16 protein-coding genes are annotated in these 15,457 nt (G+C 37.0%); 7 read left to right on the plus strand and 9 right to left on the minus strand.

The window, feature by feature from the left end; all coding sequences use genetic code 11:
- The first annotated feature begins 331 nt into the window (after positions 1-331).
- The 3 genes from N0B48_RS09745 (at position 332) to N0B48_RS09755 (ending at position 1,781) form a co-directional block, all read left to right on the plus strand.
- A complete protein-coding gene (locus N0B48_RS09745) occupies positions 332-754 on the plus strand; it encodes a barstar family protein (RefSeq protein WP_259838587.1) in 423 nt (140 codons plus the stop codon).
- A 68-nt stretch (positions 755-822) separates the two neighbouring features.
- A complete protein-coding gene (locus N0B48_RS09750) occupies positions 823-1,449 on the plus strand; it encodes an SGNH/GDSL hydrolase family protein (protein WP_259838588.1) in 627 nt (208 codons plus the stop codon).
- Entirely contained in the window at positions 1,449-1,781 is a 333-nt protein-coding gene (locus N0B48_RS09755; RefSeq protein ID WP_259838589.1) for a gamma-glutamylcyclotransferase family protein, read from the plus strand. The genes N0B48_RS09750 and N0B48_RS09755 overlap by 1 nt, the downstream gene beginning before the upstream one ends.
- Positions 1,782-1,882: 101 nt before the next feature.
- Here N0B48_RS09755 and N0B48_RS09760 read toward each other — a convergent pair whose 3' ends face one another.
- From N0B48_RS09760 to N0B48_RS09770, 3 genes are all read right to left on the minus strand, one after another.
- Positions 1,883-2,425 carry a hypothetical protein gene (locus N0B48_RS09760; protein WP_259838590.1) on the minus strand — a complete coding sequence of 181 codons (543 nt, stop codon included), beginning with the start codon at positions 2,423-2,425 and terminating at the stop codon, positions 1,883-1,885.
- 2 nt (positions 2,426-2,427) lie between these two features.
- Entirely contained in the window at positions 2,428-2,805 is a 378-nt protein-coding gene (locus N0B48_RS09765) for a hypothetical protein (RefSeq protein WP_259838591.1), read from the minus strand.
- A gap of 478 nt (positions 2,806-3,283) precedes the next feature.
- Entirely contained in the window at positions 3,284-3,640 is a 357-nt protein-coding gene (locus N0B48_RS09770; RefSeq protein WP_259838593.1) for a diacylglycerol kinase family protein, read from the minus strand.
- A 258-nt stretch (positions 3,641-3,898) separates the two neighbouring features.
- Here N0B48_RS09770 and dnaN point away from each other — a divergent pair, with 258 nt between their 5' ends.
- The 4 genes from dnaN to N0B48_RS09790 all read left to right on the plus strand — a co-directional run bounded on the left by dnaN (position 3,899) and on the right by N0B48_RS09790 (position 9,639).
- Positions 3,899-5,029 (plus strand): DNA polymerase III subunit beta, encoded by a 1,131-nt coding sequence (dnaN, locus tag N0B48_RS09775; protein WP_259838594.1) that lies wholly within the window; start codon positions 3,899-3,901, stop codon positions 5,027-5,029.
- A gap of 66 nt (positions 5,030-5,095) precedes the next feature.
- The gene (locus N0B48_RS22880; protein WP_283950700.1) at positions 5,096-5,929 is read left to right on the plus strand and encodes a M23 family metallopeptidase; all 834 of its coding nucleotides are present in this window, start codon (positions 5,096-5,098) and stop codon (positions 5,927-5,929) included.
- 306 nt (positions 5,930-6,235) lie between these two features.
- Positions 6,236-8,638 carry a phenylalanine--tRNA ligase subunit beta gene (gene pheT / locus N0B48_RS09785; protein WP_259838596.1) on the plus strand — a complete coding sequence of 801 codons (2,403 nt, stop codon included), beginning with the start codon at positions 6,236-6,238 and terminating at the stop codon, positions 8,636-8,638.
- Between the two features lie 590 nt (positions 8,639-9,228).
- Positions 9,229-9,639 (plus strand): META domain-containing protein, encoded by a 411-nt coding sequence (locus N0B48_RS09790; RefSeq protein ID WP_259838598.1) that lies wholly within the window; start codon positions 9,229-9,231, stop codon positions 9,637-9,639.
- Between the two features lie 50 nt (positions 9,640-9,689).
- Here the strand turns inward: N0B48_RS09790 and N0B48_RS09795 are convergent, their stop codons facing one another.
- From N0B48_RS09795 to N0B48_RS09820, 6 genes are all read right to left on the minus strand, one after another.
- A complete protein-coding gene (locus N0B48_RS09795; protein WP_007845674.1) occupies positions 9,690-9,929 on the minus strand; it encodes a DUF8828 family protein in 240 nt (79 codons plus the stop codon).
- A 37-nt stretch (positions 9,930-9,966) separates the two neighbouring features.
- Positions 9,967-11,283: a hypothetical protein gene (locus N0B48_RS09800; RefSeq protein ID WP_259838599.1), complete on the minus strand. Its 1,317-nt coding sequence runs from the start codon at positions 11,281-11,283 to the stop codon at positions 9,967-9,969.
- A gap of 4 nt (positions 11,284-11,287) precedes the next feature.
- Entirely contained in the window at positions 11,288-12,178 is an 891-nt protein-coding gene (locus N0B48_RS09805) for a 3-hydroxybutyryl-CoA dehydrogenase (RefSeq protein ID WP_259838689.1), read from the minus strand.
- Between the two features lie 12 nt (positions 12,179-12,190).
- Positions 12,191-12,601 (minus strand): hypothetical protein, encoded by a 411-nt coding sequence (locus N0B48_RS09810; RefSeq protein ID WP_259838600.1) that lies wholly within the window; start codon positions 12,599-12,601, stop codon positions 12,191-12,193.
- A 70-nt stretch (positions 12,602-12,671) separates the two neighbouring features.
- Entirely contained in the window at positions 12,672-13,550 is an 879-nt protein-coding gene (gene bla-A, locus N0B48_RS09815) for a CGA/CIA family class A beta-lactamase (protein WP_259838601.1), read from the minus strand.
- Between the two features lie 64 nt (positions 13,551-13,614).
- Entirely contained in the window at positions 13,615-15,345 is a 1,731-nt protein-coding gene (locus N0B48_RS09820; RefSeq protein ID WP_259838602.1) for a cellulase family glycosylhydrolase, read from the minus strand.
- Positions 15,346-15,457: the final 112 nt, after the last annotated feature.

The raw sequence follows: 15,457 nt of genomic DNA on the forward strand, positions 1-15,457 counted from the left end.
CATTGAAGTTTTGCGTTGAATCCTTAATGTATGACTGATAAAAATGTGAATTTTTATTGGATCAATTTCAAAACATGGAAGCATACTTTTTTAAAACATTAAGACATTAAGATCTTAAAAGATGGAGTGCTTAAAGAACTTAAAAAAATCAATTTATTGATTTCTTCATTTCTTCATTCATAACAATAAGCATATTGCTTAAATTCTTAATGTTTAAAATTTAGAAATAAACTAAAGTTCATTGAAGTTAAGAAAATTAAGATCAATTTTTATTGGATAACTAAGTCGAAAAAAAGTCTTTTTTATATTTACGGAATAAAATCTTACAAGAATGATGTTGAATTCAGATCAAAATAAAATAATCACAATCGATGGCGGCCATTTCTCAGATCTGCCCGGTTTCTATGATGAAGCTTCTTTGGTGTTCATGAAAGATACAGACTGGAAAGTAGGAACACTGGATGGCTTCAATGATATCCTGTACGGCGGTTTCGGAGTATTTGAAAACGAAGACGAAGTTGAGATCACATGGAAAGAATCCCAAAAATCAAGAAAAGATCTCGGTCTGGATACGACCCGTATTTTTTACGAAAATAAAATCAGACAGGGAAAACCTTTTAACGTAGAACTGATTCAGGAAAAACTGGATGAACTGCTTTCAGGAAACGGCCAGACCTTATTTGAAATTTTAATAGAAATTATAGAATCACACAAGAATATTACCCTAATTTTGGATGAGTATTTGAACGATTAAATGAATAATAACCCAAAGAGTCACGAAGTGACGACTTAGCAAAAGATAGGATGAAGTCCTATTAGAGAATGAAAAAAATGATTTACGGGCTGTTCTTCGGCGACAGCATTACATATGGAGAATACGACGGAGTATTCGGCGGATGGGTAGATATTCTGAAAAGATATGCCCTGCAGCAGTTTCATGAAGGGAGCAACGAACTAATCCTTTTTAACCTTGGAATAGGCGGCGAAACGACAGAAGGCTTACTGAAAAGAATGCCTCATGAACTGGCTGCCAGAAATTCTGCAGAAGGAAATATTATTTTCATCGGGTACGGAGCCAATGACCTTGCCGTAAAGGAGGGAAATCAGCTGGTAAGTCCTGATCAGTTCAGGGATAATATCAAAACAGCAGTTCAGCACGCAAAACAATATTCCGGGGATATTTATTTGGTGAGTATTCTTCCGTTCTCTGAAAAGGTAGATGGGGTAGAATCGGCAACAGGAAAATTACGGATCAACGGAGATGTTTTAATATACAATCAAATCCTTAAAAATATTGCTACTGAAAGCGCTTTACACTATATTGATTTCTATGCTTCGCTTGCAGACGATAAAGAAATTCTACTTTCTGCAGACGGAGTTCATCCTAATGAAAAAGGATATGGAGTGATGGCTGAAACGGCAATACCAATCATAGAAAAATATTTATAATGGTGCATTTGTTTTCTTATGGAACCCTGCAAAAAGAGCAGGTACAGCTTGAAACATTCGGAAGAATTCTGGAAGGTGAAAAAGATATTCTGACAGGCTATACAATGAAGATGGTAGAAATTACCGACCCAGAAGTGTTGCGTAAAAGCAACCAGAAATACCATCCGATCCTGGAACTTTCCGGAGATATTGGTGATGAAGTGGAAGGAATGCTTTTCGAAGTGACGGAAGAGGAAATTCTTCAGGCTGATGAATACGAAGTGGATGATTATAAAAGAATTGAAACGGTTTTTAAATCGGGAAAGAAAGGTTTTATTTATGTAGGAAAATGATTTCAAAACCTAGAGTGATCTGATAAAATAAACAAATATCACTTGTGGTATAAAGAAAAAACGGGCTTTAGCCCGTTTTTTTGTAGATCGTCAATACCTGATTACCAGACATTGATCCATAAATCTCCTCCGAAGGTCACTGCTTCTGCTTTAAATGCATAGTTGATTCCATTCAGTGTACTGGTTCCTGAGATATAATTGGGAATACCCGTACACGGATAAAAACCTACAGATCCTCCCAGAGTTGGATTCATCAATCCCGGATTATTAGGATCTCTGAGCTCAAATTTCATATAACTCCATCGCTGAGCATCAGCTACCGCAGGACTAATGGATGTAGCTGGAACCACCGTACTGTTGTGCCAATAACTGTCAATAGGATAAGGATGTGGCGATGATGCAAAAGATGATGATTTTAAAAAGGTTGTATAATCGGTAATCACGCCCGGAGGCAGCGGTATACTGGGGCCTAAAGCCTGATAACCATCACCACACTGGGAAAGGTTTACGGTAAATATGGTATAGTGTAAATTTAAGCTATGGTAAGAATCATCATTAAATACATGTAAGGTTCCTGAACCGTTTTGTGCAAAAGCCGCAGATCCGATACTTAAACCGAGAAGAATGGTGAATATCTTTTTCATAATTAATCGTTTAGAGTTTTTTGAGGAGTTTTGTTATTTTTTTCGTTGTAAATTTTCACAGCCCAGGTAAGGATCTTATCACGGTCTCCCTGGGTGTTTTTTGTAATCTCCTGATCAGAAGTACCGGTAGATTTTATTAACTCTAAAGCGGATGGAATCAGGATGTCTTTACGACGGTCACTCAGTTCCAATGATTGTTGATTTCTTTTTTCTTCCTCAGTAGGAAGATTTTGAGGAAGAGCCAGGCTTTTAATTGATTTTTCAAAATTAGTAATCTCCTTGCTCTTTTTGGCATCAACCGGAGTAACAACTGCGGTCGATTCTGTACTGCACGAAATAAATGCAGCCATCAGAATCGCATAGAATAGTTTGCTTTTCATACGTATAAATTATTATTAGGTTTTTATAAATGTATTGATTTTACATATATCATGTAACGGTGAAAAGTAAAATTTATTTTAAATATGTATTTATTTAGCAATTATTTTGTTAATACTTTATATTTGATTGAATTAATACTGAAAAATGATATTGTTTATTAATGGCAAAATATCCTATAGTTTGAAAAAATCAGAAAAAAGCCATACAATTACTGACCTCACTGTATGATGAGAGATATAGAAGTGAAAATATTACTGAAAAAAATCAACAGTAGGATGTACGGTAATTCAAATGAAGAATATCTTTAACATGACGATGTCAATATTCAATAGGAATGGGCTTTAGCCCGTTTTGTATTTAAAATATTTAAGATCAAAAACATTCAATTCAATCCTCAACGTTTAATTTTAATCCCTAATCCCTAATCCCTAATCCCTAATCCCTAATCCCTAATCCCTAATCCCTAATCCCTAATCCCTAATCAAAAACATATTTCCAGTACACAAAAATTCCGACAACAACTGACGCGACTGCCATCAATACAACAGCTCCCGCAGCAATATCTTTAATAAAGCCAATCCTCTTGTCAAAATCAGGTTGGATGATGTCACATATCCTTTCTATAGCGGTATTGAAAATTTCGGCACTTAAAACAGCTAAGGAAGCTATGAGAATGAGTACAGTATCTACGGCTGAAAGCTTAAAATAGAAAATCAGAAAAAGATTAATGAAAAAAGCGGCCAGTTCGATCTGGAAATTTCTTTCCGTTTTTATCATCAGGAAAATACCGCGGAAAGCGTTGATGAAACTTCTGTGAACAGGCGGTTTTTTCATGGATTCTTTTTCACAAATATAGTATTTGTATTTTGATGAAAGCTGGAGATGAAATGCCGGTTTTTAAAATTAACAGACTCTTATCACAAAAAAGATGGAATCTCTGAAATCTTGTGTTTAAAAATTAATGATGTGAGAAATCTGACCATAATGTCAAGTCTGAAAACCAATTAGTGATATTTGTGAAAAACTCGCTATGATTATTTTTTTCATTATAGTTTCTATTTATTATATTTGTAGAAACTTATTTTTAAATCTATGAAATTTATTATTTCAAGTGGTGAACTGCAGAAAGCATTGCAAACTGTAAGTGGCGTAATATCAAGCTCTCAATCGAGACCGATTTTAGAAAACTATCTTTTTGAATTAGACGGAAATAACGTTACCATTACAGCTTCTGATGGCGAGACTACTCTTGTTACTTCTTTGGAGGTAAAGTCTGACGATTCGGGTAAATTTGCCGTTCCTGCTAAAATTTTTCAGGATTTTATCAAGACTTATGGTGAACAGCCTCTGACGTTCGTTGTGAAGGATAATGCGGAAGGAACCGGAAGCCAGCTTGAGATTTTAGATGAAAAAGACAATTTCGCGGTAGCACTGGATAATGCTGATGATTATCCTGATCTTCCGGAATTTGATGCCTCTCAAAGTGTAGCGATGCCTGCCGGAGTTTTATCTGAAGCATTGACCAATACTCTTTTTGCAACAAGCAATGACTCTCTTCGTCCTGTAATGACAGGCGTATTGTTCCAGTTTGGAGAAAATGAAACCAATTTTGTTTCTACAGACTCCCATAGACTGGTCGTGTATAAAAGAACAGACCTGATGAATGCCGAGCCAATGGAATTCATTATGCCTAAAAAGCCTTTGAACATTTTCAAAAATATCCTGGCCAGCTCAAACGAAGACGTTAAAATCGACTTCAACGAGAATATGGCTAAATTTACTTTTGGAAAACATATCTGGATCTGTAGACTGATTGATGGGAAATATCCTAACTATACAGCTGTAATCCCGAAAGAAAATCCAAACGTACTGACGATCAACAGAAACCTTCTTTTAGGAGCGATCAAAAGAGCATCGATCATGTCTAACAAATCTACCAATCAGGTGAGATTTAAATTGTCTGCCAATATTCTTCACCTTCACGCAGAAGATACGGAATACGCAAACAAAGCAGATATGCAGATCCCTTGCGACTACAACGGAGAAGATATCAATATCGGTTTCAGCTCTAAGTTTTTGACGGAAATGCTTACCATTTTAGGTTCTGACGATATCACTATGAAAATGTCTCAACCGAACAGACCAGGGATCATTGAACCTCTTGACGGTCTTGAAGAAAGTGAAAATATCCTTATGTTATCAATGCCGGTGATCGGATTGTAATATGATTATACATACAATTAAAAGAGACTGGGCAATCCAGTCTCTTTTTTAATGGACTTGAATCTAATGAAAAGAATACTTATATTCACCTTACTACTATCATTCATCAATTTGTTTTCTCAGAAAAATATTAAAATATACCATGAGAAAAAAGGAGATACTGTAATATTTTATGCTGACAATCAGGAGATCTATCCTATGTCTGTTGTTTTTTCCGGCCAACCGGAATTAGAAAATATGAAAACTCCTGAAACGTTTAAAATCACTCAGGTTATCCCCGCTAAATCATTGAAAAACAGAATAGCCTATTTTGTTATTGCTGATAAAAAAAAGAAATGGGCTGTAAAACAGATCCCGGGTTATTTGATGTATATAGGAGATGTTACTTTGAAAGATTATGACAGGGATTATCAATATGACCTGCCGTTTAAAAAAGGGAAATCGATTAATGTTTTTCAGGGATATGATGGCGTTTTTTCTCATCAGAATGAAAATTCTTTAGATTTTAAGATGCCTGAAGGAACAGAAATTACAGCTTCCAGAGAAGGGGTGGTAACAGATCTTGTTAAGCATAACAATACCGGTTGTCCCTCAAAAAGCTGTGCAGATCAGGGCAATTATATTACCATCATGCATTCAGACGGAACTTTTGCACAGTACTATCACTTACAGCAAAACGGGGTTAAAGTAAATATCGGAGATCATGTGAAAAAGGGCGATATCATTGGCTTAAGTGGAAATACAGGTTGGAGCAGCGGTCCTCATTTGCATTTCATGTGCTACCTTCCAAAAGCAGAAAAGGATAACGCCAGAGAAACAATAAAAACTCTTTTTAGAACAGGTAAAGGAGACAAAGCAGAATATTTGCTGCAGAAAAAAAACTATTCAAAAGAATATTAAAAGACAGGCTTTGTAGGTTTTGTTCATGATTTTAAAGATTAATCGTGACATAATGATAGCAAACAGTTCTGATTTTTGTTGAAAAAGTAAGCCGAATTGACCAAACAAAGGTTGAAAAAAATTAAAAGTTATTCTCTTAAAGTGATCTCTAAATTTCGCTGTTTCTCAAAAAAACACGACATTTGTACCGCGGAAAATTCGAATAAATTTTCAAAATAAGAAAAGGTTTTTAACCTTGGAAAAAACAAAAATGATCAGATAAAAGGCTAAAAACCGATGTCTGACCAATAAAAATAGATTGAGCAAATGAAAATATCAAACAACTGGCTGAAAGACTTTATCAAAACGGAACTGAAAACTGAAAGAATCGGAGAATTCCTTACAGATATTGGTCTTGAAGTAGAGGGGATAGAAAAATTTGAAAGTGTAAGAGGCAGCCTGGAAGGTATTGTCGTAGGAAAAGTATTGACCTGCGAAAAACATCCGAATGCAGACAAGTTAAAGAAAACAACAGTTGACGTAGGAAACGGGAAAATATTGAATATTGTTTGCGGTGCTCCGAACGTAGAAGCAGGACAGACGGTACCTGTAGCTGTTGTGGGAACTAAAATCTATGACAAAACCGGAAACTTTTTTGAGATCAAAGAAGCGAAGATCAGAAGCGAGGTTTCTCAGGGAATGATTTGTGCGGAAGATGAACTTGGCCTTAGCGAAGACCACGGAGGAATTATGGTGCTGGATGAAACCAAATATGAGGTAGGAAAAAACTTTGCAGATTATTTTGAACTGGCCAATGATGAAGTGATCGAAATCGGTTTGACGCCGAACAGAACAGATGCAATGTCACACTATGGCGTTGCTAGAGATCTTCACGCATTCCTTTCCACCAACCAGCAGAAATCAACGTTTGAAAAAGTTTCTTCTGAAGCTTTGAATAACGAAGGTTCACACAATTTCACTTTAGAAGTTGAAGATGCCGAGTTGTGTCCAAGATACATCGGAGCTGTGATTGAAGAAGTAAAAGTAGCAGAGTCTCCGGCCTGGTTAAAAGACAGATTAAAAGCAATCGGTTTAAACCCGATTAACAATATTGTAGATATCACCAATTATATCCTTCACGGGTACGGACAGCCTCTTCACGCATTTGATGCGGACAAGATCACCGGTAGTAAAGTGAAAGTGGGAACTGTGAAAGCAGGGACTAAATTCACAACCTTGGATGGTGTTGAAAGAACGCTGAACGGTTCTGAAGTGATGATCAAAGACGGAAAAGATAATCCTATGTGCATTGCCGGAGTTTTCGGTGGTGCCAATTCAGGAGTTTCTGATGAAACGAAAACCATCTTCCTTGAAAGTGCTTACTTCAACCCTGTTGCTGTAAGAAAAGGTGCTAAGTTTCATGGTTTAAATACAGATGCTTCTTTCAGATTTGAAAGAGGAGTAGATCCGAATATTACAAGAACAGCGATCACACATGCCATTAAAATGATCCAGGAAATTGCTGATGGAAAATTGGTGGGAGATCTGTTGGAAGAATATCCAAAGAAAATTGAAGACAATTATGTGATCATCAGATTCTCAAAAATTGAACAGATTTTGGGAACGAAGATTCACAGAGAGAAAGTAAAGGAGATCTTAAAAGCTTTGGAAATCCAGGTTTTAAACGAGATCCAGAACGGACTTGAAATTTCTGTACCGGCTTACAGAGCGGATGTAACGAGAGAAATTGATGTGATTGAAGAAATCTTAAGAATTTACGGATACAACAAGATCGACGCTCCACAGAAAATTTCATTTACACCGGTTAAGCTGAGCGCCAACGATCAGGATGAGCTGGAAAACAACTGGGCAAGAACTTTACAAAGTATTGGATTCAATGAAGTGATGAACAATTCACTGACGTCTGTAAAAGATGAAACCGATGCTGTAAAATTACTGAATCCGTTAAGTGGTGACCTTGCGTTCATGAGAAAATCTTTATTGGAAGGTCTTCTTCAAAATGCGGTGTACAACATCAACAGAAAGAATCAGGATATCAAATTCTTCGAATTCGGGAAAATTTACCATAAAAAAGATAAATACGAGGAAAGAAAACAATTAGGGATTCTTGTTACAGGAAGAGATGTAGCAGAAAACTGGTTGCAGCCTAAATCTGCAGTAAGCTTCTACAACCTTAAAGCGTATGTAAAAGTTTTATTGGAGAAACTGGCTGTCACTTATAAAGAAGTGGCTTTAAACGATGAGAGATTCTCTGATTCATTAGCCTATGAAGCGGACGGAAAAACGTTAGTAAGAATCGGGAAAGTATCTCCTGTACTCATGAAAGATTTTGATATCGATCAGGAATGTTTCTACGCAGAAATCGAGCTTGAACTGGCACAGGAATTACGTTCTAAAAACGAGCTTAAGTTTAAGAATATTCCTAAGTTTAACAAGATCAGAAGAGACCTTGCCCTGTTGATCGACAAAAATGTAAACTATCAGGATCTGTATCAGACGGCGAAAAAGAATAAATCTCCTTTCATTAAAGGCATCAATTTATTCGACGTTTATGAAGGGAAAAACCTTCCGGAAGGTAAAAAGTCCTACGCAATGAGCTTTGAGCTTCTGAATGAAGAGAAAACATTGGAAGAGAAAGAAATCTCCGAAGTTATGGATTCTCTGATCAAAGCTTTCCAGAAAGAATACAATGCAGAACTAAGATCTTAATTCAGATTAAAATATACTATTAAAACGGGCTTTAGCCCGTTTTTTTGTGTCCTATTTCGCGCAGATTAAACAGATCAGGCAGATTTAGAATGGTTAATAAAAATCTGTTCAATTGGCTGGATCTGCGAGAGAATAAAAGTCATTTCCAATAATCATTCAATAGGAGTGGGCTTTAGCCCGCTTTCAAATGATCCCAATTCTAAAATGGCTTTAGCCAAAATAAAGAACAGTTTTTGTTTCTCGCAGATTGAAGAGATTATGCAAACAACTATAGTAATGATAATTTCTGATATAAAAAAAGAAAACCGACTTCACCAGCAAGATCTGCGCGAGAAAAAGGAAATCCTAATCTCCCGGATTCCAGATCAATATTCAATAGAAACGGGCTTTAGCCCGTTTTAAAAGAACGCCCCCAATCAATTGGCTTTAGCCAAAAAATAAAGAACGTGATCTAAGTTATCGTGAGAATTTTAGCCGCATGGGTGATTAAAACTAATTCTAAAATAGAAGTCTTAAAAAGTAATAAAATCCCCTGCATCCCGTTTAAATAATATAATTTCCTTAAATTTGAGTAATTCAAAAAGAAAAAAATGAAAAATCTTTTTTTAAGTATAGGTGCGGCTGCTATTCTGGCGTCGTGTGGTACCATGTCCAGCGCTTCTGCATCTAAAGTAGGAAAGGCTCAGCCTGCATTGGCGAATACAAAATGGACGTTGGCAGATAACGTGAAAGGTAAGGTTCCGACCCTGAATATTGAAGGGGAAAAAATCAATGGAAACGGCGGATGCAACAACTATTTCGGAACAGCTAAAATAGATCCTTCTACCGGTGATTTCTCTGCAGGACAGATGGGATCTACCAAAATGATGTGCAACAATATGAGCATTGAGCAAAACTTTATGGATATGGTAGGGAAGGCCAACAAATATGTGATTTCCGGAACTACACTGGAGCTTTATAAAGACAATCTTCTCCTGTTGAAATTCAACAAAGCTGAATAAAATAAAAAAGGAACTCAATTTGAGTTCCTTTTTTTATGTTTAGGTCGTTATTATTCTTCCTCTTCTTCGTCGTACTTAGCCAACTCTTCATCACACCATTTGAACGCAGCCTCTACTACTTTTGTAGCTTCGTCTGCCATAGTTTCTTCATCGTCACCTTCCAAATCATCTAGCCACTCAACTTCTTCTTCCTCAACGTTTAAGATGAATCTTGGATATTCTGTGTGAACTACGAATAAATCTTCAGGAAATTCCGAATTGTCTGCTAATAAAAACTTTGGTAATTTCATTTTTTAAATATTTTAACTTTAATCAAAGATAATAAAATTATTGATATTTGTTCTTGTCGATTTTAATTTTTTGCAAAACTTTATACCTTGTAAGTGTGGTTCTGCGGAGCGTATCTTCAGGCTTGAACGTAAGGGTAATATCTGAATTTACCGTACTTAAAAGTTCTGCAACCTGTATTTTTTCCAGACTCTCTTCCTTTAAAACATAAAACTGTATAGGAACTTTGTCCAGTTTCTCACTTTTTAAAAAATCGGACACAGCTTTTCTGTTTTCAAGGTAGTTTCCTTTAGACAGCCAGGTGAAGGCCAGCCCGGACAATAAGCTCAATGCGGTAATCGCATAGGTTTTAAGGTTGAAAATCCTGAACAGACGGTTAAAATAAATCAGCCATACCGGAATGGTAAAAGGCCCTATAATTCTATAATCAATAGGATTCACAGAATAAAAATACTGGATAAAATAAGAGCATAAGATACCGGAAATACTGATGACCGTAAAGAACCATTCAGTTTCTGACAGTTTATTTCTTACAAAAAGGTAAATCATCAGGAGAATATTCAGGACACCAATGCCATAAATCCCATAATTGACGAAACCTCCGCGGGGATCTGCAATATGAATGAATGGATTCAATGAAGTGGCTAGTCCCTGCATCAATTCTGTCAACAGCTGCGAACTAGGGTGGATGCCTACGGATAAAGCCTGTTGGACATAATTTTCATTAAAATAATCAATAAATAAAAGCTTATAAGCCCCAACAAACAAGAGTCCTATAATACCGGAAGTAATGAATACAGATGAATATTTTTTCCTCAAAAATAACAACCCATAAAGACCTGTCCCTCCGATAAAAAATAAGGCACTGTATCTGATATTATAAAGCGCAATTAACGAAAGGGAAAGATAAAAAACAGCCTTTCCTTTTTCAAGTTTTCCTGTAATGATCTGCGAGGCAGTGTACAGAAATAAAAATACAAAAGGAAGAATAAGGGCTTCGCTCATCGTATAGGCAAACAGTGAAACAAAGCTGAACAATCCGCCTACAGCAATAGCCTCGCGTTTATAAAAATCTTTTTTCCAGCAGAAATAAACAATAAAAAGATAAGCAGCAATGCCCAGCGCTTTACTTCCCCAGAATTCATCGAACCCCAGAAAAGTAAACAACCTGATGCCAACGGGATAGCCCATCGGAGTGGTTGTGTTATCAATGGTCGGGAGAACATGCGCAAATCTCATAAACCGGATAGAATCGGGATTTATTCTTCCTTTTTCATTGAGCATAAAACGAAGAATGGTCATCATTACTGTAACGATGACCATTGCTATCTGAATATTTCTTTCCTTTAATTTCATTCAGTTATTTCAAAAACATTTTTGAAACTTTTTCAGCTTTTTTGCTTTCAGAATAATCATAGAAACCTTCACCGGACTTCACCCCCAGTTTTCCTGCCATTACCATGTTCACAAGAAGCGGATTCGGAGCATATTTAGGATTTTTGAAACCGTCATACATCACATTAAGAATCGCAAGACAGATGTCAAGACCGATAAAATCAGCCAGTTGAAGAGGACCCATAGGATGAGCCATTCCAAGCTTCATTACCGTATCGATTTCTTCTACGCCAGCCACTCCGTTATAAAGCGTTTCAATAGATTCGTTGATCATCGGCATAAGAATTCTGTTTGCTACGAAACCGGGATAGTCGTTCACTTCTACAGGAACCTTCCCCAAAGTCTTGCTCATGTCATAAATCACATCAAAAGTCTCTTTAGATGTAGAATATCCTTTGATAATTTCTACCAGTTTCATGATAGGAACCGGGTTCATAAAATGCATCCCGATCACTTTATCAGCTCTTTTGGTAGCCGCAGCGATCTTTGTGATGGAAATAGAAGAAGTATTGGTCGCCAGGATACAGTTCGCAGGTGCCAGCTCATCCATTTGTCCGAAGATCTTCAGTTTCAGATCCTGATTTTCAGTAGCCGCTTCTACGATAAGGTCTGCATTTCCCGCAGCATCCTTAAGTTGTGTAAAAGTGCTGATGTTTCCCAGTGTTTCAGCTTTTTGCTCTTCCGTAAGGTTTCCCTTTGCAATTATTCTGTCAAGGTTCGTTGTAATTGTTTTCAGTCCTCTGTCCAGTGCATCCTGAGATACATCTACCAGATTTACTTTGAATCCGCTTTGTGCAAAAGTATGCGCAATACCGTTCCCCATGGTTCCAGCTCCAATAACTACAATGTTTTTGATCATTTTTTTCTTTTATTTTTTATAGATAGTTAAATTTTTAATGTCCGTCAGGTCAGATTTATAAACAGTCACTGCCGGATCGAAATCCACTGTACCGTCACTGTCCTGTTTTCTGGTTTTGTTTTGGGAAGTAATAACAGACTGAAGGCCTTTTGCAAAAGCTGTTTTCTGCTTTTTACCCAGTTTATCTGTTCCGATGTATAAATTAAATTCACCTTCTCTTCCCAGGCCGCCCTGTTTAAAGATTTCAAAAGTGCTCAGTCGATTATTTTTCTCAAACTTTTTCAGATAATCCGTCACTGGCTTTGTGGAAGGTGTTCCACAGCAGATACTGCCATAGCTTATACGTACATAGTTCATGTTCTTTTGCGAAAAAAGGAACGCAGAACAGAACAAAAATGTTATTAATCCTATTTTTTTCATATCAATGGTTTTCCGGGTTGAAGAAATGATATTCTATCGCTTTTTCAGCTTTAAAAATAAGCTTAATATTTTACTTATTAAAATCATCCCAGACCGCCTTAGAAATGTCTGAAACCATTTTACAGTTCACAGCATCTGTTTCCATGGAATCGTTTACAAATACGGCAATTGCGTAATGATTTCCGTTCGGAAGGGTGATGATTCCCATGTCATTTTCTGCGATGGTAAGTCCGTTGTCATTTTTCCCTGAAGAACCGGTTTTGTGGGCTACTGGCGTGTTTTTGGGAAGCTGTTCAACAATTTTATTCGTACCGGTTTTGGTTCCGATCATAATCTTCATGAGATAATCTGTTGACTTTTTGGTAAGAAGTTTTCCATCATAGAATTTTTTGAGAACTTGAATCGCAGAATTAGGTGTACTGTAATTCTCATATAAAGCCTTCCAGCTTTTATGCATCTCAGCTTCGTTGTGCCTGATCTGGAAGCCTTTTACTCCTTTCGAATCCATAAACTTCTGAACAGTCTGCGGTCCTCCGATAAGTTTAAGTAAAACGTCACAGCCATTGTTATCACTTAATGCAACGGTGTAATCCAAGACTTCACCCAAAGGCAGAGAAATATTGGCATCAGGATATTTATCACGGATCGGCGACCAGGTATTTTCCAGCATATCTTCTTTTTTGAAGAAAAGCTTCTGATCCAGAGACAGCTTTCCCTGATCGACAAGATCCAGTACTGCACAGGCAATATGAAATTTGAATACGCTTAAAGTGGGAAGCGGTTTTTCCCCGTTTTTGCTGTATTTGAAATTATTTTCGAACCCAAGAACTGAAACTCCAACGGTTGCTTTTTTACCTGCTGTAATAGCATTTATTTTTTGTTCCAAAACAGATTTCTGAGCCGTTGCCAGTGACGTGATCAGAAGAAAGAAAAGTCCTATTTTTTTCATAATATACAGCTTAAAAGAAGATCCCTTTTAGACGCTAAAAGGGATCTGCAATTTAAGATAATTATTACTGTATTTCAAAATAATTCAGATTCGAACCGCTGCCTTCAAAGCGTAGCCTGATTTTGTTTGTTCCTTTCTTCAGCGGGACGTTTTTAACGGATACTGTTTTCCAGTTTTCCTCTCCACCGGTAGACGGCAGTGAAACAGTAGCTAACTGTTTTCCTGAAGCATCTTCAAGCTTAATGTCGGTATCATTGCTACCTGCGTACCGGATACTGAGCGTATAGTTTTTGTCAGATTTGACAGTGACAGTATACTGAAGCCATTCTCCCGCTTCCGTTTTTCCTACATAATATTGATTGGTAATAGCATCATGACAAAGATAAATGTCCACACCGTCATTTCTCATCTGCTGTCCGGAATTCCATTCAGATCTTTTCTTGGGATCGCTGACCCAAAGGTTGACAAAATCATGATCAAGATAAGCAGAGCCCATTCTTCCCAAATCATATTCGGATGCAAATATTCTTCCGGGAACCTGATGGTTTTTGAACGGTTTTGTGGTGTCATCCGTTACCTGTCTGAACATGGCATCAATAACATCATTTTTGATCTCTACATTACTGAATTTGTAATTTTCTGCAATCTGCATCAATGCTTTTGTTGCAAAATCTTTAGAAGGTTTTTCACCTCCGTTTTTCCAATAATTCAGAAGTTTTTCATATTCAGGAGTGATCTTAACATTGGTGATTCCTGCAATATTATCGATCTTTTTCATGGGCCAGAATGCATAACCGATATTATGTTTGTCCAGAAGCTGGATCAGCTCCGTAAACCACACGTTGGAATTCTCTCCGGTTTCTCCCAACCAGATTGGAATGTTATGTTTTTTTCTGAGTTCAAGGATAGACTGGATGGTTTCGTCATTGTTGTAATTCCAGTATTTATGAAAACTGAAAACTATATTGTTGTCCCAAAGCGGGATCAATCCGTTGTAGTTATTTCCCCAACCGTTTCCTTCAATAAATATGATGTGCTTTTTATCGGTCTCACGGATGGCAGCTGTAATCTCTTTCTGAAGTTTCCAGAGTGGAGCATTGGACATTTCATCAGTACCGTTCGGATTTTTCCCTGTGAAATTAATATTCGGTTCGTTAATCAGGTCGTAACCTCCGATCCAGGGCTCATCCTTATACCGTTCGGCAAGCTTTTTCCATAGAGCAATTGTTTTTGCCTGGTTTTCAGTGTTTTCCCAAAGTGAAGGTTTTGTTTTATCATTGTCTGAAATATTGACGTCATTTCCCTGTCCTCCCGGTGCTGCATGGAGATCCAGGATCAGATATATTTTATTGGCCGCACACCATTTCAGAAGATCATCCGTCATTGTAAAGCCTTCTTCCAACCATGTATTTTGCCCTTTTACCGGTTCTTTTTCGATCGGAAGCGTGTACAGGTCATAATGCATCGGCAATCTTATAGAATTGAAGCCTGCTTTAGCAAGAAAATCAATATCCTGTCTGGTAATACCGTTTTTAAGATAAGCTTTATAGAATTTCTTCATTCCGTCTTCACCAATTAATTCAGAGATCTTTTCCTTGATCTTATACTGAGGACCGGCAAAATCAGCCGTTTTCAGCATATAACCTTCCTGAAGCATCCATCCTCCGAGGCCCAAACCACGCAACTGAATGTTTTCACCTTTGTCATTAATTATTTTCTGTCCTTCAGTTTTTAACAATTGAGATGTCCCAAATTGAGACAATGATAAGGTGGATAATATGATGGCTCTTTTCATAGGGATTTATGTATTTAAATTATTGGAGAGAATTGTAGAATAATTATTTTAAGAAAGACAAATATATTTAAAAAATCCAGAACAAAGATTAAAATTATGTAACGAAACCATA

The sequence above is a fragment of the Chryseobacterium herbae genome (assembly GCF_025154075.1).
Taxonomy (GTDB): domain Bacteria; phylum Bacteroidota; class Bacteroidia; order Flavobacteriales; family Weeksellaceae; genus Chryseobacterium; species Chryseobacterium herbae.